The organism is Amycolatopsis dendrobii (genome assembly GCF_014145675.1).
GTDB lineage: Bacteria > Actinomycetota > Actinomycetes > Mycobacteriales > Pseudonocardiaceae > Amycolatopsis > Amycolatopsis dendrobii.
Map to the genome: position 1 here is coordinate 161,131 of NZ_JACGZW010000008.1, position 25,357 is coordinate 186,487.

The following is a 25,357-nucleotide window of genomic DNA, read 5'->3' on the forward strand; positions in this document are numbered from 1 at the left end:
CCGGGGAATCCGCACCCCGAAAGAAGGGAAATCCTGGTAACATCGCCCGTGCGGAGGATCGGTTTGCGGTAAACGCACGACGACGATCAGACTTCACCGGAACCCTTCGCCGGACCCTCCCGGATCCGTCGACAGCTGCCACTGGCTGTTGAAAAATAAAGGGTATTCGCGGCCTAAGTCCTCTTTGCCAGATAAATACCCGTTCGCGTGGTCTAGACCTCAATCTTCGGTCGTGCCGTATTTGTCAGCCGCGACGCGCATCGAACAGGTCACGAAATTGTCAACACCGACGTCCGTAGGTTACGTCGGCGTTACATCCACCGATGATTAGGCATATGGATCTCACCGAGTACCCGACCGCCCGCCCCGGTCCGGCACCCGACACCGAAGAAGCATTCGCCCAGGTGATGGCCGATGTCACCGGGCAGGAAAACGTGTCGGCCGACAGCAACTTCTTCGCCGATCTCGGGGCCAACTCGCTCGTGCTGGCACAATTCTGCGCGCGAGTGCGCAAGCGTGCCGATCTTCCCTCCGTCTCCATCAAGGACATTTACCGGAATCCGACCATCGCCAGTCTCGTGTCGGCGCTGGCCGAGCCAGCGGAAGTCCCGGCCGAAGCACCCGCTCCCGCGCCCGCCGAGCCGCCGAAGCGGGCGAGCAGGCTCGAATACTTCGGCTGCGGTTTCCTGCAGTTGGTGATTTTCCTTGCCTATTCCTGGCTCGTGGCCCAGGTGCTCGGTCTGGGAACCGACTGGATCGTGGCCGGGACCGGGCTGCTCGACTACTACCTGCGCGCGGTCGGGTTCGGCGCCATGGTGCTGGTCGTCCTGTGCACCCTTCCGATCGCGCTCAAATGGATCCTCGTCGGCCGCTGGAAGCCGAGGGAGATCCGCGTGTGGTCCCTCGGGTACGTGCGGTTCTGGGTGGTCAAGACGCTCGTCCAGCGGAACCTGCTGGTCCCGCTCTTCGCCGGTTCCCCGCTCTACTCGCTGTACCTGCGCGCGCTCGGCGCGAAGATCGGCAAGGGCGTCACGATTTTCTCCCGCTACGTCCCGGTGTGCACCGATCTGCTCTCCGTCGGGGACGGCACGGTCATCTGCAAGGACACCTACTTCACCACCTACCGCGCGCAGAACGGGCTCATCCAGACCGGGCCGGTCGCGATCGGCGCGCACGCCTACGTCGGCGAGATGGCCGTCATCGACATCGAGACCAGGATCGGCGACAACGCCCAGCTCGGGCACGCCTCGTCGCTGCACGCCGGGCAGGCGATCCCGGAAGGGCAGAGCTGGCACGGCGTGCCCGCCGTCCCCGCCGACGTGCTCTACCGGCGGGTCGAGCCGCGGGCCTGCGGAAGCGTCCGGCGGGCGTTTTTCGCCGTGCGCCAGGCGCTGACCGCGGTCTTCCTGATGGCTCCGCTGGTGCTCGGCCTGCTCGGCTTCGTGCTGAACACGCTGCCGAACCTCAGCCCGGCGATGGGGCTCGGCTCGGCCGTCATGGACTTCACCTACCCGAAGTTCTACTGGAAGGCGCTCGTCGTCTCCTTCATCCTGTACTTCGGCCTGCGGCTGACCGGCTTCCTGATCGTCACCCTGGTCCCGCGGCTGCTGAACCTGGCGCTCAAACCCGGCGAGGTCTACCGCCTCTACACCCTGCGCTACACCGCGCACCGCGCCGTCCGCGCGCTCACGAATCTGCGGTTCTTCAAGACTCTTTTCGGCGACAGTTCGGCCATCGTGCACTTCCTGCGCTTGCTGGGCTGCAAGGTCTCCAAGAAGGAACAGACCGGGTCCAACTTCGGGCTCGAGGAGAAATTCGAGAACCCGTACCTGTTCGAGGCCGGCGCGGGCACGATGGTCGCCGACGGGCTCTCGGTGGTCAACGCCGAGTACACCAACACCTCCTTCCGGCTTTCCCGGGTGCGCGTCGGGGCGCGGAACTTCCTCGGCAACCACGTCGTCTACCCCGCCGGCGCCAAGACCGGGGACAACTGCCTGCTCGCCACGAAGGTCCTGGTGCCGCTCGACGGCCCGGTGCGCGAGGGCGTCGGGCTGCTCGGCTCCCCCAGCTTCGAGATCCCGCGCTCGGTGGAGCGCGACAGCCAGTTCGACCATCCGAAGACCCCGGAGGAATTCCGGCGCAGGCTGGCCGCCAAGACGTTGCACAACGTCGGGGGCATGCTGCTGTACGCCTTGTCCCACTGGCTGTTCTTCTACGGCCTGCTGCTGATGACCTGGGCCTCGGACGTCTACTACGGCGTGATCGGCGCCCCGCTGTTCGCGATCGACACGCTGGCCTTCCTGCTGTACGGCACGGTCTTCTTCGTCGCCCTGGAACGGATCACCGTGCTGATCCGGCCGCTGCGCCCGCTGTCGTGCTCGATCTACGACCGGCGGTTCTGGCGGCAGGAACGGTTCTGGAAAGCCGCGGCGACGAACGCCCACCTGCGCGTGCTCGACGGGACCCCGTTCAAGAGCGTGCTGTGGCGGCTGCTGGGCATCAAGGTCGGCAAGCGCCTGTTCGACGACGGCGCGGGCATCATCGAGAAAACGCTGGTGCGCATAGGAGACGACGTCACGCTCAACGTCGGCTCCGTCGTCCAGTGCCACTCGCAGGAGGACGGCGGTTTCAAGATGGACCGCATCTCCATCGGCAGCGGGTGCACGGTCGGCATCGGCGCGCTGGTGCATTACGGCGTGACGATGGGCGACGGCTCGACGCTCGCCCCCGATTCCTTCCTCATGAAGGGCACTGAGGTCCCGGATCGCGCGCACTGGGGCGGGAACCCCGCGCACGAGATCGGGGCGGGCCGCCGTCAGCTGGCGGCGAGATCGTGACGGATCACCGACAATCACGGGAAGGACGACCCATGAGAACCGGACTGGGAGCGGTTCGCGAGCATTGGCGCGAAGTACTCACCGCCGGCGGCCGCACCAGCGTCCCGCGCTGGACGCTGGCGGCCGGATCCGCGATCGGCGACCACGAAACGCCGGTCCCCCGGGGGCTCGCGGCCGCGCTGCGGCTGCTGGCCGAGCAGCTGCGCGTGCCGCTGAGCTCGGTGCTGCTCGCCGCGCACGCCAAGGTCCTCGCCGCGCTGTCGGGCGAGACCGAGGTGTGCACCGGCTACGTCGCCGAGCCGGGCGGGACGCCGCTGCCCTGCCGGCTCAGCACCGAATCCGGCACCTGGCGCGAGCTGATCGAGCACGCCGCGGCGATCGACGCGCAGACCCTCGCCTTCCGGGACTTCCCGGTCGACGAACTGCGTGCCGAACTCGGCATCATCGCGCCGCCGTTCGAAACGGTCTTCGACCCGACCCGCGCCGACGGGGACCTCGCCGGGGACATCGTGCTGCGGCTGGACGTTTCGCCGGATCTGGAGACGCTCCGGTTGCGCTTCCGCACCGAGGTGCTGGATTCCGAAGCGGCCGAACGCATCCTCGGCTACCACCTGAGCGCGCTCAGCCTGATCCGCACCGACAGCACCGCACCGCACCAGGAAACGACCCTGCTGTCGGCGGCGGAGCTCAAGCTGCAACTGGAAGGGCTCGCCGGGCCGCACGTCGAGGTGCCGGACCTGCGGTGCCACGAACTGTTCCAGCGCAACGCCGCCCGGAATCCGGACGCGATCGCCGCGGTGCACGGCGACCGGCGGTGGACGTACCGGGAGCTCAACGGGCGCGCCAACCGCCTGGCGAGGGCGCTGGTCGCGCGCGGGCTGCGCCGCGAGGGCGTCGTCGCGGTGGTCACCGAACGCAATCTGGACTGGATGGCCGCCGTGCTCGCCGTGTTCAAGGCGGGCGGCGTCTACCTGCCGATCGAGCCGCATTTCCCGGCCGACCGCATCGCGACCACGCTGCGCCGGGCCGACTGCGAACTGGTGCTGACCGAACCCGGCAGCACGACGACCCTGCGCAAGGCGGTCGAATCGCTGCCCGGCGTGCGCACGCTGTTCGTGGACGCCGCGTACGAGGAGGACCATTCCGAAGACGATCTCGGCGTCGCCGTCGAATCCGGCCAGCTCGCCTACATCTACTTCACCTCGGGCTCCACCGGCGAGCCGAAGGGCGCGATGTGCGAGCACGCCGGGATGGTCAACCATCTCTACGCCAAGATCAACGACCTCGGCATCACCGAGGAGTCGGTGGTGGCGCAGGTCGCGCCGCAGTGCTTCGACATCTCCCTGTGGCAGCTGGTCTCCGCGCTGCTGGTCGGCGGGACCACGCTGCTGATCGAACAGGACGTGATCCTGGACGCCGACCGCTTCGTGGACCGGCTCGGCAGCGGCGGGGTTTCGGTGCTGCAGGTCGTGCCGTCCTACCTCGAGGTCGTTCTGTCCGCTGTGGACAAGAACCCGGTCGCGCTGCCGGATCTGCGCTGCGTGTCGGTGACCGGCGAAGCGCTCAAAACCGAGCTGGCACAGCGCTGGTTCGCCACGATGCCGGACATCAAGCTGGTCAACGCCTACGGCCTCACCGAAACCTCGGACGACACCAACCACGAGGTGATGGACCGCGCGCCGGCGCGGGAGCGAGTGCCGCTCGGGCCGCCGGTGCAGAACGTGTGCGTGTACGTGGTCGACGAGCGGCTCGACCCGGTCCCGCTCGGCGCGCCCGGGGAGATCGTGTTCTCCGGGGTGTGCGTCGGCCGCGGGTACGTCAACGACCCGGAGCGCACCGCGCGGGCGTTCACCACCGACCCGCATCGCCCGGACGCCCGGCTCTACCGCAGCGGCGACCACGGCCGCTGGCTGCCCGAGGGCAAGCTGGAATTCCTCGGCAGGCGCGATTCGCAGGTCAAGATCCGCGGTTTCCGGATCGAGATCGGCGAAATCGAGAACACGCTGCTGCGGGTGCCCGGAGTACGCGACGGCGCGGTGGTCGTGGCCGACCGCGGCGGACAGGGCAAACGGCTGGTCGCGTTTTATTCGAGCCGGGAACAGCTCGACCACGAGCAGATGCGCGAGCACCTCGCCGCGGCGCTGCCGGAGTACATGCTGCCCTCGGCATTCCATTGGCGCGAGCGGCTGCCGTTGACCGCCAACGGGAAAATCGACAAGAAGAACCTCGCCGCGCTGGCCGCCGAACTCGACGCCGTCGACGAGGACTACGACGCACCGGTCACCGGCACCGAAGAGCGGCTGGCCGGGGCCTGGGCGGACGTGCTCGGCATCCGGGCGGGCCAGGTCGGCCGCCGGGACCACTTCTTCGACCGGGGCGGCACGTCGCTGTCCGCGGTGAAGCTGGCGATCGCGCTCGACCGCGCGGTCTCGATCAAGGACGTCGCCAAGCACCCCGTGCTCGCCGACCTGGCCGCGCTGATCGACAGCCGGTCCGCTGCCTCCGGAAACTCCTGAACCTCCCGAACCGCGGAAATCGAAGGGATTCCACGATGTCGTTGTCCAAATTCCTGCCGAAGACTTCCCCGCCCGAGCCGGATTTCTGTCCCGGGCTGCCCGCGGTGCTGCGGGCCGAGGCAGGCGGCGACCCGGCCGGATGGGCGAGCACGCACCGGGAGACCGTGCGAAGACTCGTCGCCGAATACGGCGCGGTGCTCGTCCGAGGTCTCGGGCTGGCCGAACAGACCGCGGTCGCGGCCGTGTTCGGGCGGCTGACCGACCTGCTGATGACCGAGCGGGAGGCGTTCGCGCCGCGCACCGCCTACCCCGGCGGGGCGCACTCCTCGACCGAATGGCCGCCGAACCAGCCGATGTGCATGCACCACGAACTCAGCTACACCCTGGAATTCCCGGGACTGATGCTCTTCGCCTGCGTCAGCCCGCCGTCCTCGGGCGGGGTCACCGGGGTCAGCGATTCCACCGCCGTGCTGGCCTCGCTGCCCGCGGACCTGCGCGCGCGGTTCGAACGCGACGGCTGGCTGCTCACCCGCAGCTTCAACGACGAGATCGGGGCCTCGGTCGCCGAAGCGTTCGGCACCGAGGACCGCTCCGCGATCGAGCAGTACTGCCGCGCCAACCGGATCGAGTTCGAATGGCAGCCCGACGGCGGCCTGCGCACCCGGCAGCGCCGCGACGCGATCGTCGGGCATCCGGTCACCGGCCAGCCGTGCTGGTTCAACCAGATCGCCTTCCTCAACGAGTGGACGATGGCCCCCGAGGTGCACGAGTACCTGGTCGACATCTACGGGGCCGACGGCCTTCCGTTCAACACGCGCTTCGGCAACGGCGACCCGATCGGCGAGGACGTCGTGCGATTGCTCAACGAGGTGTACGAGGAACACACCGCCGGAGAACCGTGGCAGGCGGGAGACCTGCTGCTGGTCGACAACGTCCGCACCGCGCACAGCCGGGACGCCTACGAGGGCCCGCGCGAGGTGCTCGTCGGACTGGCCGACCCGGTGCGGCTTTCCGACTGCTCGCTCGCTTCCGAGGGGAAAAACCAGTGACGACGCAATCCTTCACCGCCGAATCCGCTTCGGCGGGCCCGGTCGCCGTGCCGCCGTTCGCGGTGATCTCCGGCGCCCAGGTCCAGCAGGCGCTGTCCGGGCGCGAACGCGAGGTCGTCGACCTCGTCGAGACCGCCTACCGGGTGCACGGCTCCGGCGATTCGGTGAACCCGCCCTCCTATTTCCTGCGCTTCCCCGACCGTCCGGCCGACCGGATCATCGCCCTGCCCGCCTCGCTCGGCGGGAAGACCAACGTCGCGGGCCTGAAGTGGATCTCCAGCTTCCCGGGCAACGTCGCCGCCGGGATCCCGAGGGCCTCTGCGGTGCTGATCCTGAACGATCTCGCGACCGGATATCCGTTCGCCTGCCTGGAAAGCTCCATCATCAGCGCGACCAGGACGGCCGCCTCCGCCGCGCTCGCCGCGGACTGGCTCAGCCGGACCCGGCAGCGTCCCCGGCGCGTCGGGTTCTTCGGCGTCGGCCTGATCGCCCGCTACATCCACACCTTCCTCGCCGGGACCGGCTGGGAGTTCGACGAGATCAACGTGCACGACCTGCACCCGGACAGCGCCGCCGGATTCCGCGGCTACCTGGAGCAGTCCGGCTTCGCAGGCGAGATCAGCGTCCACGACACCGCCGAGGGCCTGATCCGCGGCAGCGACCTGGTGGTCTTCGCGACCATCGCCGGCGAACCGCACGTGCACGATCCCTCGTGGTTCTCGCACAATCCGCTCGTCCTGCACGTGTCCTTGCGCGATCTGGCCCCGGAAGTCCTGCTGGCGTCGGCGAACATCGTCGACGACGTGGACCACTGCCTCAAGGCCAACACGTCGCCGCATCTGGTGGAGCAGCGCACCGGCAGCCGGGACTTCCTGCTCGGCACCCTCGACGACGTGCTGTCCGGCCGGGTCAGCCCGCCGGCCGGCCAGCCGTTGATCTTCTCCCCGTTCGGGCTCGGCGTTCTCGACCTCGCGGTCGGGGCCTTCGTCCACGAGAGAGTGTCCGACGCCGGCGGACTGCACGTCATCGAGGACTTCTTCCACGAACTGCGCCGGTATGGCTGAGCGCCGTCCGCCACTGAGCTTTGCCTGAAGGGGAGAAAACTGTGCGAGTCATCACCGTTCCCGAAGCTTTCAACGAGGAGGCGCTGTACGTCGACCTCCGCTGGAGTTTCGGCTATTCGCTCTACCTCAAGTGCGAGGGGTTCAACTTCGCAGGCTCCATCAAGCTGAAGGCCGCGACCGAAATGGTCGACGCGGCCGAACGCGACGGCCTGCTGCGGCCGGGCTCGATCATCGTCGAATCGTCCTCGGGCAACCTCGGCGTCGCCTTGAGCATGATCGCGGCCAGCCGGGGGTACAAGTTCCTGTGCGTCACCGATTCCCGCTGCAACCTCGCGACGCGCCGCGCGATCGAGGCGCTCGGCAACGAGGTGCACATCATCACCGAACCCAGCCCCGAAGGCGGTTTCCTCGGGGCGCGCATCGACCACGTGCGCATGCTGGTCGCCTCCGACGAGCGCTACGTGTGGCTCAACCAGTACACCAACCCGGACAACTGGGGAGCGCATTTCCAGCGCACCGGACCGGAGATCGCCGCCGCGTTCCCGAATCTCGACGTGCTGTTCGTCGGCGCGGGCACCACGGGCACCCTGATGGGCTGCGCGCGGTTCTTCCGGCAATGGCACCGGCCGGTGCGGATCGTCGCGATCGACAGCGTCGGCTCGGTGACCTTCGGCGGCCCGGCGGGCAGGCGGATGCTGCCCGGGCTGGGCACCAGCGTGCGCCCGGCGATCCTCGACGAGTCCTATGTGGACGACGTGGTCCTCGTCGAGGAACCGGATTCGGTCCGGGCGTGCCATCGGCTGGCGCGCAACGGCTTCCTGTTCGGCGGCTCGACCGGGACGGTCGTCAGCGGAGCCACGAGCTGGCTGTCCGAACACGACGCACACCACCTGACCGCGGTGGCCGTCGCCCCTGACCTCGGCGAGCGGTACCTCGACACGATCTACCAGACCAACTGGCTGCAGGGCATCTACGGAGAGGACGTGCTTTCGCCCCGGCCGCGCCAGTCCGTCTGACCCGCGCGCGGCGCACCGGCGTTCCCCGGTGCGCCGCGCCGCGGCGGGCTCAGTCTTTCTTCTGCCATTCGTCCCAGCTGAAGCGCCAGTCGGTCCAGCCGTCGCCGGGTTTGAGGTCGACGCCGGTGTCGGTCACCGTCACGACGTCCCCGCGATGGGAGTTCTCGTAGAACCACTTCGCGTTCTCGACGCTGACGTTGAGACAGCCGTGCGAGGTGTTGGTGTGCCCCTGCTGCCGGACCGACCACGGCGCGGAGTGCAGGAACTGACCCGAGTTGGTGAGCCGCAGCGCGTACTTGACCGTGGTGCGGTAGCCGCCCGGCGAGTCGGTGGGCACGCCGTACGTGCTGGAGTCCATGGTGTACGGCGACTGCACGGTCATGATCAGCATCGTGCCCGAGACGCTGCGCGCCGACGGCTTGCCGAGGCTGACCGGGGACGTCAGGACGAGCTGGCCGTCCTTGTACGTCCGCATCTGCTTTTCCTTGTCGGACACCTTCGAGATGATCGACGGGCCGGTCTTGAAGCTGATCTTGCGGTCGGCCTTGCCGAACACCCCGTTGCCGAGCGCACGGCCGGCGATTTTGATGTCGAGGGTGATCGTGGAGTACGCGGGCCAGTATTCCTTGGTGCGGTAGTGCACCTCGTCGTCGCCGAACCAGCGCCACGCGCCGGTGGCGGGCTTGTCGGAGGTGACGGTGAGCATCTTCTCGGCAGCGGCCTTGTCCGCGACCGGCGCGGAGAACTTGATCGTGATCGGCATGCCGACGCCGGTGGTCTCGCCGTCGAGCGGGATCACCGACGGGTACGCCTGCGCCTTCGCGGCCGCGGTGGTGAAGGTGCTCGTACGGGTCACCGGGTTGCCGTCCGCGCTGGCGGAGCGTGCGGTGAGCGTGTACTTCGTGCGGTATTCCAGGGGTTTGCTGCTGGTCCAGCGCTGCTTCGCGGCGTCCATCCCGCCGGGAACCGGGGTGCCGTCCGCGGCGGCGAGGGTGACCTCGCTGAGCGTGGACCCGCCCGCCACCGCGGTGACGGGTTCACCCGGTGCGACGTCGTTCGAGCCGTCCTTCGGCCCGAGGTCGAGGGTCGCGGGCGCCGGCGCCGCGCTGGTCTTCTGTTCGGCGCCGGCAGCGGGACCGGGCTCCGGTGCGGACGTGCACGCCGCCGTCAGCGCCAGCCCGGCAACGATCCCCCCGATGATCTGCGTTTTTCGCCCCAGCACCTGATTTGCCCCCGTTCGCCCTTACTACCGGACATAGTAGTCATACCGGTCAGGCGTGGAGCAGAGCGGGAGTCGCCGTCCAGGCCCCGGCGGCGATCAGGGCCACGGCTGTGCTCACGGGGAGTAACGCGGCCGTCGCGAAGGCGAGAACACCGGTAATCGCGGTGTGCCGCCCGCGGGCGAAGTGTTCGAGCCGGAGCTCGTGTCCGCCGAACGCACCGGATGCGTCCGGTCCAACGCCGCGCTGACGGTCGCCGCTCCATGCCGACGTCCAGCCGCGGTGTCCGCGCTCAGCTCGACCGCAGCGGCGACGAACTCCGGCGACCGCCGGGCCGGCGGAACGAACGACAGCGCCGCCGACACCGCGTGCGCGAACCCGGCCAGGCGGTGATGCCGTCCGCGCAGATGGGACCCGTTCGTGGTCGACGACCGCGGCGAGTTCGGTTTCGGAGAGATCCTTCGCGAGCCCTTCGGAGAGCACGACGAGGCCGGTCGTGCAAGCGAAGCTGACGCCGATACAGGCGGATCGACGCCAGCGCGAACGCCGTCGCTACCGCACCTGCTCCGGCCGCGATCATGCCGCCCAGCAACAGAATCCACGCGCCAAAACGCAGCGTCGCCGGCATCCGTGCCCGCAATACGCGACGCAGCAACAACGGTCCGCGGCAACCCGCCATCGCCGCAGTCGCGACGAGCGCCGCGGAGACGATCACGAGCGCTTCCGCAGCCCGCGCCGCAATGCGTCCCGCTCCCCCTCGGACGCCGACCGCGCGAAATGCAGCAGCACCCCTTCGGGATCGCCCACGTCCGCGAGCAGGTTCCGCATCGCGCGCGCCGCGGCTTCCTCTCGCGACAGCGCTGGCGTGTAGCAGTAGGCGCGGCTGCGTTTTTCGCGTTCCACCCAGCCTTTGCTGTGCAAATGATCGAGGACGGTGAGGACCGTCGTGTAGGCGAGATCCCGGTTCAGCGCCTCCAGCACTTCGCGGACGGTGCGCGCTTCGCTCGCGCGCCACAAGACGTCCATCGCCGCCGATTCCAGCTCGCCGAGTCCTTGCACGCCACGCATCCTAGGGCTCGCTCATCCGGCGGTTTCCCCGCTCTCCGGCTCGTTTTCCGGAGGCCGCCGGGCCGAAGCGGCTCGCACGCGGTTCCTTCTGGTGGCGGGATCAGGACCGCCCGGTGAACCGGTACGTCGGCCCGTGCGACCGTTCGCAGTGCTCGGCCCGGTCCTCGTCGGCGTGGTCCACCTGCAATGTCGTGTGGTCGAGCCGGTGCCGCGACCGCATGATCTCCTCGATCCCGGCGCGCACGGCGTGGCAATCGGCGGCGGGCCGCACCAGCACGTGCGCGGACAGCGCGGGCTCGCCCGAGGTGATCTGCCAGATGTGCAGGTCGTGCACCTGCACCACGTCCGGGACGGACGCCACCTGCTCGCCGACCGTCTCCGGGTCGATTCCCGCGGGCGCGGCCTCCAGGAAGATCCGGCCCGACTCGCGGACCAGCCCCCAGCCCGCCTTCGCCATCAGCGCGGCGACGACCAGCGCGGCGATCGCGTCCGCGCGGGCGAATCCCGTCCACCACACGATCGCGCCCGCCACCGCGGTCGCGATGAACGCGTAAAGGTCGTTGAGGATGTGCTGGAACGCGCCCTCGACGTTCAGGCTCGACCGGTTCGCCCGGCTGATGCACCAGCTCGCCGCGACGTTCACGACGATCCCGGCCAGCGCGGTCACGAGCACCAGCGCGCCCTGGACCTCCGGCGGTTCGATCAGCCGGGTCACCGCCTCGTAGCCGAACCACGCGGTCAGCAGCAGCAAGGTGATCCCGTTGGCCTGCGCGGACAGGATTTCCGCGCGCTTGAGCCCGTAGGTGAACCCGCCCTTCGCCGGACGCGCCGCCAGCCGGATCGCGACCAGCGCGAGCACGATCGACGCGGCGTCGGTCAGCATGTGGCCGGCGTCGGTGATCAGCGCGAGCGACCCGGCGATCAGGCCGATGACCAGCTCGACGGCCATGAACCCGACGATCAGCGCCAGCGCCCGCACCAGCCACATGCGGTCCGCGCCCGCGGATACGCCGTGACCATGGCCTTGGTGTTGCTCGCTCACCCGCACCGTCCCTGACATATTGCGAAACGTGCATGTATTGTCGCGCACGCTCCGCCCCGGCGTCCACCCGAGGTCACCCGCCCGGTTCGAGAGCACCGTCCCGGCGAGCGGCGTCCGGACCGGGGTGCCGATGGCGTTCGCGACGCCCAGGCCGTAGTGGGTCGTTCCCCAGCGGATGCCGTAGTTCGAGGCGACCGTGCCGGTCACCGGCGCGCAGGCACGGGGCTTCCCGACTGGCTCGCTCCTCCCGCTCCGGTCGGTCGTCGCGCACCTTGACCGCCGACTTCAGCTCCGCCGTGGGCGGACGTGCGGAAACCGGAAGAACCTCATGCCCCGGCTGCTCGTGCCGCCGCCGCGAACACCCCCCGCCCGCGAACCCGGCCAGGACGAGCCCGCCGCGAGCACCGGCGGACACCCGGTTCGAACGCCGCCCGCGGGCAGCCGCCAAGGTGCTCGTCTCGCCGGATCTCATCTACTATGCCGGATAGTAGATGATGCCGAGGTCAATGCGCGGTGAGCCCGCCGTCCACGACCAGTTCGGTTCCGGTGACGAACGAGGATTCGTCGCCGGCCAGGAACAGCATCGCGTGCGCGACCTCGGCCGGGCTGCCCGCGCGGCGCATCGGCGTGCGGACGATGTCGGGCTGCTGGTCGCCCTGTTCGTCGAGCAGGTCCTGGATCATCGGCGTCGCGATGACGCCCGGGTGCACCGAATTGACCCGGACCCCGCGCGTCGCGTACTCGACCGCGGCCGTCTTGGTCAGCAGCCGCACCGCCCCTTTCGACGCCTGGTACGCGGCAGCCGCGCCGCTGCCGACCAGCCCCAGCACCGAGGAGGTATTGACGACCGACCCGTTGCCGGAGGCGCGCAACAGCGGCATCGCGGCCCTCATCCCGAGCCAGGTCCCGGTCTGGTTGACCGCGATCACCTGGTCCCAGGCGTCCTTCCCGGTTTCCTCGATCCCCGGCCAGTCCACGATTCCCGCGATATTGACCAGCACGTCGAGACGGCCGAACCGTTGCTGGGTCCGTTCGACGGTTTCACGCCAGTTGTCCGCCGAGGACACGTCCAACCGGTCGGCGAGCACGTCAGTCCCGAGCCTCGCCGCGAGTTTCTCCACCGCGCCGTAATCGACATCGGTAATGACCAGACTGGCCCCTTCACGGGCGAACAGCTCAGCAGTAGCCTGTCCAATCCCTCCGGTCGCTCCAGTGAGCAACACAACTTTGCCGCCAAGCCGCATGGGATATTTCCTTTCGCCGGAGGGAAATCAAGCCGCCGTGTAGCCGCCGTCGGCGGCTACGACCGCACCGGTGACGAACGCGGACCGCGGCGAAGCCAGAAACCCGATCACCTCGGCGATTTCTTCAGGCTGCGCGACCCGGCCGAGCGGATGGGCGTCGCCGAAAGACCGCAGATACGCCCGGCTGTCGGCGCGGAAAGTGTCGAGCAGATCTGTCTCGATCACGCCCGGAGCGACCACATTCGCACGAATTCCGTGCGGCGCGCCTTCCAGTGCGAGCACTTTTGTCAATTGTGCCAGCGCTCCTTTCGACGCGCTGTACGCCGCCGCTTCGGCCAACCCCACCGTGCTGGCGAACGAGCCGACCGTGACGATCGCTCCCCCGCCGTTGTCGCGCATCACCCGAAATGCTTCCCGCGCATGCAGAAACGCCCCGCGGGCGTTGACGGACATCACCTCGTCCCAGTCCGCCGCGGTCGTCTCAGTGATCGCTTTGTTCACCGAACGTCCCGCATTGGCGACCAGGATGTCGAGCCCGCCGAACCGCTCGATCGCCGCAGCCGCCGACCGCAACGCGACGTCCTCTTCGGACACATCGCCGACCAGCACCGCCACCCCGTCGCCGGCCAGCTGCTCCGCCTCCGGCCGGATGTCGGTCGCCAGCACTCGTGCCCCACGGGAGCGCAGCCAAGCGACCGTCGCCGCCCCGACCCCCCGCGCGGCACCCGTGACCAGGGCGACCTTTCCCGCCAATTCACTCGTCATGCCGCCCAGTCTCAGCCGCTTCGAGTCTCGCTGACAGGACGTGTCACACCCACCCAGCCGCCGCCTACCCTGGTCCGCATGGGCACGGAACTGGGCGACTTCCTGCGAGCACGCCGCGCACAACGCTCCCCGGAGGACGCCGGCGTGCGCTACTCCGGCAGACGCAAAGTCGCGGGACTGCGCCGCGAGGAAGTCGCCGTGCTCGCCGGAGTGAACGTCGACTACTACGCACGCCTGGAGCAAGGCCGGGAAGCCCGGCCGTCCACCCAGGTGCTCGACGCCCTCAGCCGCGCCCTGGACCTGGACCCCGACGCCCGCGAACACCTGTACCGCCTAGCCGGCGCCGCCCCGCCCGACCTGCCGTCCCCCGTTTCGCAGAGCGTGAGCCCGGAACTGCGGCAACTCATGGACGGCCACCCGCACGCGCCCGCGTTCGTGCTCAACCGCGTCCTGGACATCCTGGCCGCGAACGCCCTCGCCGACGCCCTGTTCTCCCCTTTCGCCGCAGCCGGCAACCTGGCCCGCATGACCTTCCTCGACCCAGCGGGTCGGCAGTTCTACGCCCGCTGGGACTGGACGGCCCAAGCCACCGTGGCGAACCTGCGCGCCGCCGCGGGAGATCCCGCATTGCCTCGCTTAACCGCGGAGCTCAGCGAGGGCAGCGAGCAGTTCCGAGTGCTGTGGGAGACCCATCAAGTGCGCGGGAAAACCCGCGAACCGAAGCAGTTCGTGCATCCGGCGGTTGGGCCGCTGACGTTGACTTATCAAGCCTTCGACGTGCGCGGTGCGACTGGGCAGCAGTTGATTGTCTATCAGGCTGAGCCTGGGAGTCCGAGCGCTGATGCGCTGTCTTTGCTGCGGAGCGTTCCGCTGCGGATTCCGGCTGCCGGGAACGCCACTCACCGTCCGGATGCGGGCGGAAAATCGTAACCGCACGAGTTCTCGTGCGTGACGTGGGCGGCGAATACACCGAACTGGCGCGCCGCGCTGCCACGGGATTCTTCACGGCGATGCATCGCACAGCCCCCATCGGAACACGGCCAGCGCGACAGCAGCGGCCGCATTTCGGCTGCGAGTTCCGAGCGTGTTTCCGACTCTTCTCGCGGAAACACCGGCAAGACAGTCCGCGAACCGGGCGCTCAAGGCAAGGCACGCAGGACAGGCAGGCTCTTCTTCCCGCAGAGCACGCGCACAGGTCCCGCGCACTCGAAAACCTCCGCCAACTCACGATCCGCGCGGCGCCCAAGCGCCCGTTCGCGCACTCGAAAGCCCCACGAGGCAAGGCGTGCGGCGCGAACCGGCCTGTGTTCCCACAATGCAGGCCCGCCCGCCCCGCACGCCGGCCGCCGGGGCGCGCGTTCGGTGCCCGAGCGCACGTGCGCGCGCGTGCACCAGCGGCCTCCGGCCGGGGTCGCGCCGCCCGGGGGAAAGCGGCGCGGGCCCGGCCAGGGCCTCGGCAGGTTACTTCGTGACGATCTTCTGGCCGACCAGGATCAGGTTCGCGTCGGGGATGTACTTCGCGTTCAGCTGCTGCAGGTGCTGCCAGCCGCCCTCGACGTTCAGGTTCTTCGCGATGCCGGAGAGGGTGTCGCCGGCGGCCACGGTGTAGCTGCCGTCCGGGTTCGAGGACGGTGCGGCGTGCTTGGGCGCGGACTTGACCTTCGTCTCGGCCTTGACCTCGACCTTCGGCTTCGCGGCGACGGCCTCGACCTCGGCGGAGCCGCCGGAGGTGTCGCCGCCGAAGTCCGCGTAGCTCGCCGGACCGGAGCCGCCGCGGCACTGCCACGGGGCCGAACCCTGCTTCGCGTAGATCCGGTCCGCGACGATCTGCTGCTGCGCAGGGGTGGCCTTGTCGGCCGTCGGGGCGAACTGGCCGCCGCCGTTCGCGAGCCAGGTCTTCGTGACGATCTGGAACAGGCCGGCGGGGCGGCCCGCGCGCTGGCCCGCGGCGGTGTTGTTGACCGCCTTCGGGTTGCCGCTGCTCTCGCACTTGACGATGCCGGCCTGCCCCGGGAAGGCGTTGGCCGTGCCGGCCCCGGCGAGGCCGATGCCGCCGAGGGTGGCTCCCGCGAGAGCCGCGGTCGCGCCGGTGCGCTGGAGGACTGTCTTCGTCTTGCTGGGTTTGCTGTGCCGTCCCACGGTAGGTGGGCTCCTTCGCTGTCACACCGCACCGCCGTCCTCGTGCCTGAACCAGGCAGCGAGCCGCGACGGCGCGCGGCGGCTTCGGGTCGCTGATCCTCGGGGTAGATCGCAGGTCACCGCAAAAGCTCGAGAAGATTACGAAACGGAAACGGCAGGTGTACAGAGGCAGTGGGATCGGCCACAGATCGCCTCGGCGCGTAGCAGTGGGGCGACAGTCCGTCATGGTCACCGCCGCACATCTGGTTAATAAATCACTGCTCAACCGCAACGGTATCTTGCCCATCACCCGCCCAAAACTGCCCTCCACCAAAGCACCGGAAATTTTCCAACAGAAAGAACTGTGAGTTACTTGCTCTTCAAACGTAGATAACGGTCGAGATAAACGCAGCTTCGCGGACCTCGTTCACCCGCACTGCTCCGCCCGGCCCGGCCGCGCGCGCCCCGCCGGAGCAGGCCCGCTCCCCCGGACGCGCTCGCGCCCGCCGCCGTCCGCGAGCGACCGGAGTCGGCGGACCAGCGGTCCGGACCACCACGATGGTCTGGACCACCCGCCCGACAGCCCCGCCGCTCCCCGCCGCCGAAACCGCGGTCCGCCGCTCCTTCCCGGCGGAAACCGCACCCGCCGCCGGACCCAGACGGCGAAAAGACCAGAAAAACCCCGGAAAGGTCCACATTTCTCCCCGTCGGAATATTCTCGAACGTCGGCCGCGCCACTCGCGGAAACATCTCACCATGCGGCCCTTCCCGCCGATTCACACGCCGGAAACGGATCGTGAATATTCACGCCCCGTTTCGCGGAACCGAGAACGCCGTTGCCGTTTCAGTCGTTCAGCCCAGTACGGCGAACTCCGCGAAATCGCCGCGTTCACTCTCCCGGCGCATTGCCTTGCCTTATCGCGGCCGATTCTTTTCTTTCCGCAGCCGGACGCCACCCGGCCGCCGCCGACCCTCCGTTCGGCCGGAACCGGCTGCGCTACTCTGTGCCCCGCGGCATTCCAGCGAGGTCGGCCGGAGAGGGCCGAGCACCGGCGCGGCCCTCCCCGCTTTCGCTCTCGACACACCGTTTTCCTCACCGCGGACCGTTTTCCTACGGTTGGCGAATCCCTGCGAAAAAGAGGAGGAGTGCATGACGGACTCGGCGCCGGAACCGCGGCGCGACGTCGGCGGAACGCATCCGGGAAACGGACCGTTCTGTCCCGGAGAAGGCAACCCGCTGCCGCGGCGATCGGGAAAACCGCTGCTCTGTTCGTTCCGGGAGAAGCGCGTCCGGCGGGCGGCCGCGAAGTCCGCGCGGGGCCAGTCCGCCCCGAAAGCCCTTCGCGGAGGGAAAACCGGCCGCGCCACCACCACTGTCAGGGGAGAACAGGCCAGATGACCACCCTCGAGCATCCCGCGCCGCTCACCGGCCCCGCCGTCTACTGCGACCTGCCCGGCCCGCGTTCGGCCGAGTACCTCGCCCGGCAGGACCGCCGGGAGCCGAACGCCCGCCGCGGCCCGCGGCGGCTGCCGATCGCGATCACCGAGGGCTCGGGCAGCTTCGTGCGCGACGCCGACGGCAACGTCTTCATCGACTTCCTCGCCGGGGCGGGCGTGCTTTCCCTCGGGCACAACCATCCCGAACTGGTCGCGGCGATGACCGCGCAGCTGAGCAAGCTGACCCACGCGCTCGACTTCGCGACCCCGGTCAAGGACGAGTTCTCCGAGGCCCAGCTCGCGATGCTGCCCGAAGCCCTGCGCTCGCGGATGAAGCTGCACTTCTGCGGACCGGCCGGGACCAACGCGGTCGAGGCCGCGCTCAAGCTGTGCAAGACCGCGACCGGACGCGGCGGAGTCGTGTCGTTCCAGGGCCGGTTCCACGGCAGCGCGCACGCCGCGCTCGGCCTGACCGGGCAGCGGCCCGGCGCGAGCGCTCTCTCCGGCACGCAGTACCCGCCGTACTCCTCCTGCCCCCGCTGCCCGGCCGGCCACGATCCGGACACCTGCGCGGCGACCTGCCCGGACCTGCTCGAACGCTCGCTGCACGATCCCGACGGCGGCCTCCCGCTGCCCGCGGCGGTGGTGCTCGAACTGGTGCAGGGCGAGGGCGGAGTGGTCCCGGCGCGGGCGGATTTCGTGCACCGGGTGCGCGAGCTGACCCGGGAGCTGGGCATCCCGCTGATCGTCGACGAACTGCAAACCGGCTGCGGCCGGACCGGGACCTGGTTCGCCTTCGAGCGCTACGGCATCGAACCCGACGTGATCGTCGCGTCCAAGGCGCTCAGCGGAATCGGCTCGCCGGTCTCGCTGATCATCTACGACGAGCGCCTCGACAACTGGGCTCCCCGCCCGCACGCCGGCGCGTTCCGCGGCAATCAGCTCGCCTTCGCCGCGGGCGCGCGGGCGATCGAGGTCGTCAACCGCGACAGCGTGCTGGACAACGTCGTCGAGCGCGGATACCAGTTCGAGGAACTGCTTTCCCCGCTGGCCAGCCATCCGTGGGTGACGGACGTGCGCGGCGCCGGGCTGATGTGGGGCATCGAACTGGCCGATCCGCGCACCGGCGCGCCCGCGTCGGAACTCGCGCTGGCCGTGCAGAACCACGCGCTGCGGCGCGGGCTCATCGTCGAACTGGGCGGACGCGGCGACAGCGTGGTCCGGTTGCTGCCGCCGCTCAACGTCGCCGCGGAAGTCGTGCGCACGGCCGCCGGGATTCTGCTGGCCGCACTGGACACGGCGACCCGGGAAGCACGCTGACCGCGCGACCGCGCCGCCGCCCGGGGTCTGGCGGCGGCGCGGTCGTCCGTCGTTCCAGAAGTTCTAGAAGCTGAACCACTGCGAGGACACGAGCACCAGCCCGAGCGAGCACACCGCGACCACCACCAGTCCGAGCGCGGCCACGATCAACGGCCGCAGCCCGCTGCGCGCCATCTGGCGAAGGTCGAAGTTCAGGCCCACCCCGGCGAAGCACAGCAGGAACGCCCACTTCGACAGGTTCCCGAGGCTGGCGACCTCCGCCTTGGTGAAGACGTGCGCGGTCGCCAGGGCGGAGACCGCGATGAACCCCAGCACGAACTTCGGGAAGGTGCGCCACACAAAGCCCGCGCGGCCCTTCACCCCGCTGGCGACCGCCTTGCCGCCGCGCGTGGACCAGTATGCCGCGTAGCCGAGGACGACCAGCCCGATCAACGCGTTCCGCGTGCTCTTCACCGCGACGGCGATGTCCTGCGCGTGCGGGGAGTACGCCGCGCCGGTCGCGGTCGTCTCGGCGGTGTTGTCCACCGCGAGTCCCGCCCAGAGGCCGAATTCGGTGTCGGTCAGGTTCAGCGCGTGCCCGATCGCCGGGAAGGTGAACAGCGCGACCGCACCCAGGGCGAGGATCGCGGCGATGGCGTAGCCGGAATCCTCGTCGTCGGCGTCGATGGAGCCGCGGCCCGCGATGATGGCGGACACGCCACAGATCGACGTACCGATAGCCAGCAGCGAGGACAGCTTTCCGCCGAGGCCGAAAGCCTTGCCCACTAACAGGATCACAGTGGTCGCGACGGCCATGTCGACCAGGATCAGGCCCAGGCTGAACCCGCCGAGCTTGGCGAGGTCGCCCAGCACGAACCGGGCGCCGAGCAGGACGATGCCGGTCTTCAGCCAGAACTCGTAGGTCCCGACCCCTGGGCGGAACAGCGCGGGGACGCCGATCGTATTGCGGATGACCAGTCCGAGGACGATCGCCCACAGCACGTACTCGATGTCCGGCAGCGCCGTCCCGGTCGCGTGGCCGAGGCTGCGAATCCCGTTCTGCGCCAGTGTTCCCGCAATGCCCACTGCTGCCAACAGCAGAAGCCCCGGCAGATATCTCACGACCGCGGGCACCGTGCGGCGGCTCTCCAGTGCGGCGGTCATGTGACGAGAAAGGGAATCGCCGGCAGCACGCCGAACGCCGCCAACGCCACCAGAACGGCCGCGACCAGCACCGCGGCCCAGTCGGCGCTGATCCGCGCAGCGCCTCGCGGCTTCGCATCTGAACTCATGACCGCAGGACTGTAGGCGGACCGGCCGCGCTGGTCCGCCTCGTCCACCAGCTGGGAACACCCTGCCGGAACAACATCCCCCAGCCGCCCACATCCTGAGCGGCAGTGCGGGGCACCCCGGATCCGGGCTACCTGTGGCACAACCGAATCGAGGGGGCAGTGCCCGCATGAGTTCATCGAAAACCTTGCACCTCGCGGTCGAACTCGACAGCGACGGAGCACCTCCGGAAACCGGCCCGCACGCGCTGGCGGACGTCGTCGCCGACGCCGAGCGCGCCGGGTACACGTTCGCCACCTTCGACGACGCGCCCGTCCCGCCCGCCGGCGGATTCCGGGTCGACGCCACGGTCCGCGCCGCGTATTCCGCCACCCGGACGTCCCGCATCGGCTTGGCCCCGACGTCGCACGTGCTGACCGCCGAACCGTTCCACCTGGCCGCCCAGCTCGCGAGCCTCGACCACGCCACGCACGGCCGCGCCGCCTGGATCGTCGGTACCGCCGCCACTCCGGAGGCGCTCGCGACGGTCGGCCGCGCCGAACCGGGCGATCTCCGCCAGGAGGTGGCTGACGTCGTCGAAGCGATCCGGCGGCTGTGGGACTCGTGGGAGGACGACGCGGTCATCAAGGACCTCGCCACCGGCCGTTACCTGGACCCGGACAAGGTCCACCACGTGGACTTCGCCGGGGAAACCTTCTCCGTCAAAGGCCCGCTGATCACGCCGCGACCGCCGCAGGGCAGCCTCGTCGTCCTGGCCGCGGAGGAGTTCGCCGACGTCGTCCGGCCGGACATCGTGCTCACCGACGATCTCCAGCGGCGCCGTGAAGCCGGCGCTCCCCTGGTGTTCGGCGAGCTGGAAGTCCGCTTCGATTCCGCGGACCCGACACCGAGCGGACGCACCCGCTACACCGGGTCTCCCGCCGGGCTGGTCGCCTTGCTGGAACAGCTCGACCTCGACGGCGTGCGCCTGCACCCCGGCGCGGCGGACCTGCCGGTGCTGAGCCGGGAAGTGCTCCCGGAACTGCGCCGGCGCGGGGTGCACGCCCCGCCGGAACCGGGCGCGACCCTCCGCACGACGCTGGGCCTCCCGCGTCCCGGGAACCGATTCGCCGTGTCGTCGAAGGGAATCGCATGACCGCGCAGCTGCACCTCGGGGTCTTCTACACCGGTGTCGGACCGCAGTTCCTGTGGGACGACCCGTCGAACGCGGAGCACACCGAGATCGAGACCTACGTGTCGGTGGCCCGCACGATGGAACGCGGGCTGTTCGACGCGTTCTTCCTCGGCGAAGGCCTCCGGGTCCGGGAGAACCGCGGCCGCGTGCACGCCCTCGACGTCGCCGGCCGTCCGGACGCGATCACCCAGCTGAGCGCGCTCGCCGGGGCGACGACGAAAATCGGGCTGGTCGCCACGCAGAACACCACTTACAACTACCCGGCCGACCTGGCCCGCCGGCTGGCCTCGCTCGACTACGTCTCCGGCGGTCGGGCCGGGTGGAACATCGTCACCACCGACAACGCCTGGACCGGAGCCAACTTCCGGCACGGCGGCTGGCTCGCGCACGAGCGCCGCTACGAACGCGCGACCCAGTTCGTGGAAGCCGCGAAAGCGTTGTGGGCCGGACCGGTCGAGGCGGACACCGACCTGGTGCGGCTGCGCGCCGAGCCGACACTCCCGCCTCAGCGGCCGGTTTTGTTCCAGGCCGGCGACTCCCCCGGCGGCCGGGAACTGGCCGCCCAACACGCCGACGTCGTCTTCTCCGCGAACACCGCCTACGACAAGGCCGCGGCCTACGCGGCCGACCTGCGAGCCCGGCTGACCCGCCACGGAAGGCCCGCTGACGCGGTACGCATCCTGCCTGGCGCGTCAGTGGTTCTCGGTGATACGCCAGCCGACGCCGCTGAACGCGCAGAGGACATCCGCCGCCGCCAGATCAACCCGCAGCGCGCCATCGCGTTCCTCGAACAGTATTGGGGCCAGGACCTGTCGGCCTACGACCCGCACGGACCGCTGCCGGACATCGAACCGGCAGAAGGGGAACTGGACCCGTCGCGCGGCACGATTTCGATCGAGCACCGCACCGGGAAGCTCGAGCGCATCCGGCAGTGGCGCGATCTGGCCGAGGCGAAGAACCTTTCGATCCACCAACTGGTGCTGGAGGTCGAACCGCGGCACCACTCGTTCGTCGGGACGCCGGGACAGATCGCCGACGAATGGGCCCGGTATGTCACTGACCGGGTGGTGGACGGGTTCAACCTCAGCCCGCAGCTGGTTCCGGGTTCGATCGACGAGGTGGTCGACCGGCTCGTGCCGGAACTGCAGGAGCGCGGGGTGTACCGCACCGAGTACACCGGGTCGACGCTGCGCGAACATCTGGAGCTGCGGTGAAGTTCCTGCTGATCACCCTCATCACGCACACCCCCGACCCGGTCACCGGCGAACTCGCCGCCCCCGACGCACGGCTGCGCGAGGTGGTCGAAAACGCCGAACTCGCCGAGGAACTGGGCTTCGACGGCTACGGCGTCGGCGAACGGCATGAGCGACCCTTCCTCTCGTCGTCCCCGCCGGTGGTGCTCAGCCACATCGCCGCCCGCACGCGCCGGATCCGGCTGTTCACCGCGGTCACGACGCTCAGCCTGCTCGACCCGGTGCGCGCGTTCGAGGATTATTCGATGCTGGACAACCTTTCCGGCGGCCGGCTCGAACTCATCATCGGCAAGGGCAACGGCTCGGCCCAGCGCGAACTGTTCGACGTCACGCCCGAGGACCAGTGGGACCGCAACGCCGAGGGCTACGAACTGTTCCGCAAGCTGTGGGAGGCGGACCGGGTCACCTGGTCCGGCCGGTTCCGTCCGCCGCTCACCTCGGCGGAGGTGTGGCCGCGCCCCCTGCAGCAGCCGATCCGGATCTGGCACGGCAGCGCCACCAGCCGCGACTCCGTCGAACTGGCCGCGAAACACGGCGATCCACTGTTCTCGGCCAACGTGACCAACCCGATCGAACCGTACGCCGAGCTGATCCGGCACTACCGCGAACGCTGGGCCTTCCACGGCCACGATCCGGGCGCCGCCGTGGTCGGCGCGGGCACGGCCGGATTCCACCTGGCGAGCCGTTCGCAGGACGCCCTCGACGCGTACCGGCCGATTTTCGAGGCCCGGCTGGCGCTCCAGCGCGAACTCGGCCAGAAACCGGTTTTCCCGACGCTGGCGGATTTCGTCGAGCGAAGCTCCGCGCTGATCGGCAGTCCTGCTCAGGTGACCGAGAAGGTGTTGCGGTACCACGAACAGTTCGGCCACCGGGTGACGCATCTGTCCGCCGACCGCGACGGACGGACCCCATCCGAGCACCGGGCCGCGCTGGAGCTGTTCCAAGCCGAGGTGGCACCGGCGTTGCGCCGGGCGATACCGGGGCCGCCCTGGCCGTCGAACGGCTGATATTCGGTGGACAGGGCTTCCGGCGGCGCGCAAGATCGAGAGACGTGACCGACCTCGCCGCCTTGCCGCTCGCTGATGCCCAGCTGTCCGAAGCCCAGCCCTCCGACGCCGCCGAGCTCCTTGTGCTGCAACGGTGCTGCTGGGTCCCGCAGGCGATCGTCAACGACACCTTCGACGTCCCCGCCCTGCACGAGGACCTGGACACCGTGCGCGGCTGGATCGAGACCACTCGTGTGTGGACCGTCCGGATCGGCGGGCGGCTCGTCGCTGCCGTGCGCGCGCACCTCGAGCAGGACCGCTGGGAGATCGGCCGCTTGATGGTGGCCCCCGATCTCGCCGGGCAGGGCGTCGGGCGGTGGCTGCTGAGCTATGCCGAGCAGCAGGCCCCTCCGCGGGCGACCAGCCTGGTGCTCTACACCGGGGCGGGCAGCGAGCGGAATCTGACGATGTACCGGCGCGCGGGGTACCAGGTGGCCGAACCGCCAGCGGACACGCTCGGGAAGCACATCCGCGGGGCGGTTTATCTCACGAAGAGCGTTTAGCGTTTTCCTCTGCGCAGCAACCCGAACGCCCCCGCACCGACCAGGGCCAGCGCGTCCACCCCGATCGCCGCCCGGATGGCGTCCAGTTCGCCGGTCGTGACCGTCGTGAACACCGCGCTCGCCAGCGGGATCCCGATCGCCATGCCGATCTGCTGGCTCTGCGTCGCCATCCCGGTCGCGAGGCCCTGGGCGTCCGCGCCGGCCGCCGACGTGGCGAGCACCAGGAACGACAGCATCGCCAGCATCGAGAAGACCGCGTTCGCGAACTCGGCGGCGATCAGCACCGCCAGCCAGCCGTTCGTCGCGGCCAGCCACAGGCCCGGCAGCATGAACGCGCCCTGGCCGACCAGCGCCACGCCGAGCAGCGTGCGCGGACGGACCTTCGCGAGGATCCTCGGGCCGATGCTGCCGCCGAGGATCTGGCCGGCCCCGATCCCCACCAGCACCATTCCGGCGACCAGCGAGGAATGGCCCAGGACGTTCTGGACGTACAAGCCGGTGAAGAAGATCAGCGCGGTCTCGCCGCCGAAGAGGAACAGGGCGGCCACGTTGCCGTAGGCGACGTCGGGGTGCCGGAGGATGGCTGCGGGGACGAGCGGGTCGGCGGTCCGGCTTTCCACGATTCCGAACGCGATCAGCAAGACGGCCGCCAGTGCGAGCGAGAAGACAGCGGCAGTGTCCAAACCGGACTCGGCGGCCCGGGTGATGCCGTAGACGCCCGCGAACAGCCCGGTGGTGATGAGCACCGCACCGGGCACGTCGGGTTTCCGGCGGGTTTCCGCGCGGCTTTCCGGAACGACCAGCGGCACGACCGCCAGCGCGGCGAGCGCGACCGGCAGGTTGAGGAAGAACGCCCAGCGCCAGGAGAGCAGGTCGGTGAGCAGTCCGCCGAGGATCGAGCCGACGGTGAAGCCCGAGCTCATCATCACCCCGTTGAGCCCCAATGCCTTGGTGCGCAAGGAAGGTTCCGGAAACGCGGCGGTCAGCAGCGCGAGCGCGGCCGGGGTGACCGCGGCGGTGGCCAGGCCCTGCAGCGTCCGGGCCACGAGCAGCACCGCGGGCGAACCGGCGAGGCCGCCGACCGCCGAGGCGGCCGCGAGCACGGCCATCCCGGCGGCGAAGATCCGGCGGCGGCCGAGGTGATCGCCGACGCGGCCGAACATCAGCGTGCAGCCGGCCGCGCACAGCGCGAACGTGGTGGTGATCCATTGCAGATCGCCGGAGAGAAAGCCGAGGTCCGCCCCGACCCGCGGGAGCGCGACGTTCAGCACGGAGAAATCCGCCGCCAGCATGAACTGCGCGGCCAGCAGGACCACGAGCACCATCACGCGGCGGCCGGTCAGGCGGACGTGAGCCGTATCGGTCGTCATGCGGCCAGATTCGCGGCCGGCGCCGGAAACAGCCAGATCCCCGCTG

21 protein-coding genes are annotated in these 25,357 nt (G+C 69.6%); 12 read left to right on the forward strand and 9 right to left on the reverse strand.

The features are described from left to right. Window positions 1-335 precede the first annotated feature (335 nt). The 5 genes from H4281_RS23960 to sbnA are packed head-to-tail and all read left to right on the forward strand — an operon-like array spanning window position 336 to window position 8,482. On the forward strand, window positions 336-2,837 hold the full coding sequence (locus H4281_RS23960; RefSeq protein ID WP_220507747.1) for a Pls/PosA family non-ribosomal peptide synthetase: 2,502 nt from the start codon (window positions 336-338) through the stop codon (window positions 2,835-2,837). 32 nt (window positions 2,838-2,869) lie between these two features. Further along, on the forward strand, window positions 2,870-5,353 hold the full coding sequence (locus H4281_RS23965; RefSeq protein ID WP_182893169.1) for a non-ribosomal peptide synthetase: 2,484 nt from the start codon (window positions 2,870-2,872) through the stop codon (window positions 5,351-5,353). Window positions 5,354-5,388: 35 nt separating this feature from the next. After that, the gene (locus tag H4281_RS23970) at window positions 5,389-6,402 is read left to right on the forward strand and encodes a TauD/TfdA family dioxygenase (RefSeq protein WP_182893170.1); all 1,014 of its coding nucleotides are present in this window, start codon (window positions 5,389-5,391) and stop codon (window positions 6,400-6,402) included. After that, a complete protein-coding gene (gene sbnB / locus H4281_RS23975) occupies window positions 6,399-7,466 on the forward strand; it encodes a 2,3-diaminopropionate biosynthesis protein SbnB (protein ID WP_182893171.1) in 1,068 nt (355 codons plus the stop codon). Before H4281_RS23970 ends, sbnB begins: the two co-directional genes overlap by 4 nt. Window positions 7,467-7,507: 41 nt before the next feature. Further along, window positions 7,508-8,482, forward strand: a complete 975-nt coding sequence (gene sbnA, locus H4281_RS23980) for a 2,3-diaminopropionate biosynthesis protein SbnA (RefSeq protein WP_182893172.1) — start codon at window positions 7,508-7,510, stop codon at window positions 8,480-8,482. A gap of 49 nt (window positions 8,483-8,531) precedes the next feature. Here the strand turns inward: sbnA and H4281_RS23985 are convergent, their stop codons facing one another. After that, window positions 8,532-9,704 (reverse strand): L,D-transpeptidase, encoded by a 1,173-nt coding sequence (locus H4281_RS23985; protein WP_182893173.1) that lies wholly within the window; start codon window positions 9,702-9,704, stop codon window positions 8,532-8,534. A gap of 166 nt (window positions 9,705-9,870) precedes the next feature. On the opposite strand from H4281_RS23985, the gene H4281_RS23990 reads away from it, so the two are divergent. After that, window positions 9,871-10,095, forward strand: a complete 225-nt coding sequence (locus tag H4281_RS23990; protein ID WP_182893174.1) for a hypothetical protein — start codon at window positions 9,871-9,873, stop codon at window positions 10,093-10,095. 318 nt (window positions 10,096-10,413) lie between these two features. Here H4281_RS23990 and H4281_RS23995 read toward each other — a convergent pair whose 3' ends face one another. The 4 genes from H4281_RS23995 to H4281_RS24010 form a co-directional block, all read right to left on the reverse strand. Then, window positions 10,414-10,761 carry a BlaI/MecI/CopY family transcriptional regulator gene (locus H4281_RS23995; RefSeq protein ID WP_182893175.1) on the reverse strand — a complete coding sequence of 116 codons (348 nt, stop codon included), beginning with the start codon at window positions 10,759-10,761 and terminating at the stop codon, window positions 10,414-10,416. A gap of 109 nt (window positions 10,762-10,870) precedes the next feature. After that, window positions 10,871-12,019, reverse strand: coding sequence for a cation diffusion facilitator family transporter (locus tag H4281_RS24000; RefSeq protein WP_237600456.1), 1,149 nt, complete (start codon window positions 12,017-12,019; stop codon window positions 10,871-10,873). Between the two features lie 296 nt (window positions 12,020-12,315). Then, complete coding sequence (locus H4281_RS24005; RefSeq protein WP_182893176.1) at window positions 12,316-13,056, reverse strand: SDR family NAD(P)-dependent oxidoreductase; 741 nt, start codon at window positions 13,054-13,056, stop codon at window positions 12,316-12,318. Between the two features lie 27 nt (window positions 13,057-13,083). Then, on the reverse strand, window positions 13,084-13,821 hold the full coding sequence (locus tag H4281_RS24010) for an SDR family NAD(P)-dependent oxidoreductase (RefSeq protein ID WP_182893177.1): 738 nt from the start codon (window positions 13,819-13,821) through the stop codon (window positions 13,084-13,086). Window positions 13,822-13,899: 78 nt separating this feature from the next. On the opposite strand from H4281_RS24010, the gene H4281_RS24015 reads away from it, so the two are divergent. Continuing rightward, window positions 13,900-14,751 (forward strand): helix-turn-helix transcriptional regulator, encoded by an 852-nt coding sequence (locus H4281_RS24015; RefSeq protein WP_182893178.1) that lies wholly within the window; start codon window positions 13,900-13,902, stop codon window positions 14,749-14,751. A 531-nt stretch (window positions 14,752-15,282) separates the two neighbouring features. Here H4281_RS24015 and H4281_RS46295 read toward each other — a convergent pair. Continuing rightward, a complete protein-coding gene (locus H4281_RS46295) occupies window positions 15,283-15,960 on the reverse strand; it encodes a LysM peptidoglycan-binding domain-containing protein (protein ID WP_182893179.1) in 678 nt (225 codons plus the stop codon). 1,374 nt (window positions 15,961-17,334) lie between these two features. On the opposite strand from H4281_RS46295, the gene H4281_RS24025 reads away from it, so the two are divergent. Next, the gene (locus tag H4281_RS24025; protein WP_182893180.1) at window positions 17,335-18,696 is read left to right on the forward strand and encodes an aspartate aminotransferase family protein; all 1,362 of its coding nucleotides are present in this window, start codon (window positions 17,335-17,337) and stop codon (window positions 18,694-18,696) included. Window positions 18,697-18,759: 63 nt separating this feature from the next. Here the strand turns inward: H4281_RS24025 and H4281_RS24030 are convergent, their stop codons facing one another. Both H4281_RS24030 and H4281_RS46300 read right to left on the reverse strand, forming a co-directional pair. Next, entirely contained in the window at window positions 18,760-19,839 is a 1,080-nt protein-coding gene (locus H4281_RS24030) for a YeiH family protein (protein WP_182893181.1), read from the reverse strand. Then, on the reverse strand, window positions 19,836-19,967 hold the full coding sequence (locus tag H4281_RS46300) for a hypothetical protein (protein ID WP_255751364.1): 132 nt from the start codon (window positions 19,965-19,967) through the stop codon (window positions 19,836-19,838). The genes H4281_RS24030 and H4281_RS46300 overlap by 4 nt, the downstream gene beginning before the upstream one ends. 167 nt (window positions 19,968-20,134) lie before the next feature. Here H4281_RS46300 and H4281_RS24035 point away from each other — a divergent pair, with 167 nt between their 5' ends. From H4281_RS24035 to H4281_RS24050, 4 genes are read left to right on the forward strand one after another with little or no spacing between them, the layout of a single operon-like run. Continuing rightward, window positions 20,135-21,100 carry an LLM class flavin-dependent oxidoreductase gene (locus H4281_RS24035; protein ID WP_182893182.1) on the forward strand — a complete coding sequence of 322 codons (966 nt, stop codon included), beginning with the start codon at window positions 20,135-20,137 and terminating at the stop codon, window positions 21,098-21,100. Beyond that, window positions 21,097-22,353, forward strand: coding sequence for an LLM class flavin-dependent oxidoreductase (locus tag H4281_RS24040; RefSeq protein ID WP_182893183.1), 1,257 nt, complete (start codon window positions 21,097-21,099; stop codon window positions 22,351-22,353). The genes H4281_RS24035 and H4281_RS24040 overlap by 4 nt, the downstream gene beginning before the upstream one ends. Continuing rightward, window positions 22,350-23,399, forward strand: a complete 1,050-nt coding sequence (locus tag H4281_RS24045) for an LLM class flavin-dependent oxidoreductase (RefSeq protein ID WP_182893184.1) — start codon at window positions 22,350-22,352, stop codon at window positions 23,397-23,399. The genes H4281_RS24040 and H4281_RS24045 overlap by 4 nt, the downstream gene beginning before the upstream one ends. 44 nt (window positions 23,400-23,443) lie before the next feature. Beyond that, window positions 23,444-23,941 carry a GNAT family N-acetyltransferase gene (locus H4281_RS24050; RefSeq protein ID WP_182893185.1) on the forward strand — a complete coding sequence of 166 codons (498 nt, stop codon included), beginning with the start codon at window positions 23,444-23,446 and terminating at the stop codon, window positions 23,939-23,941. On the opposite strand, the gene H4281_RS24055 is transcribed toward H4281_RS24050, so the two are convergent. Further along, a complete protein-coding gene (locus tag H4281_RS24055; protein WP_182893186.1) occupies window positions 23,938-25,311 on the reverse strand; it encodes an MFS transporter in 1,374 nt (457 codons plus the stop codon). The genes H4281_RS24050 and H4281_RS24055 overlap by 4 nt on opposite strands. Window positions 25,312-25,357 lie beyond the last annotated feature (46 nt).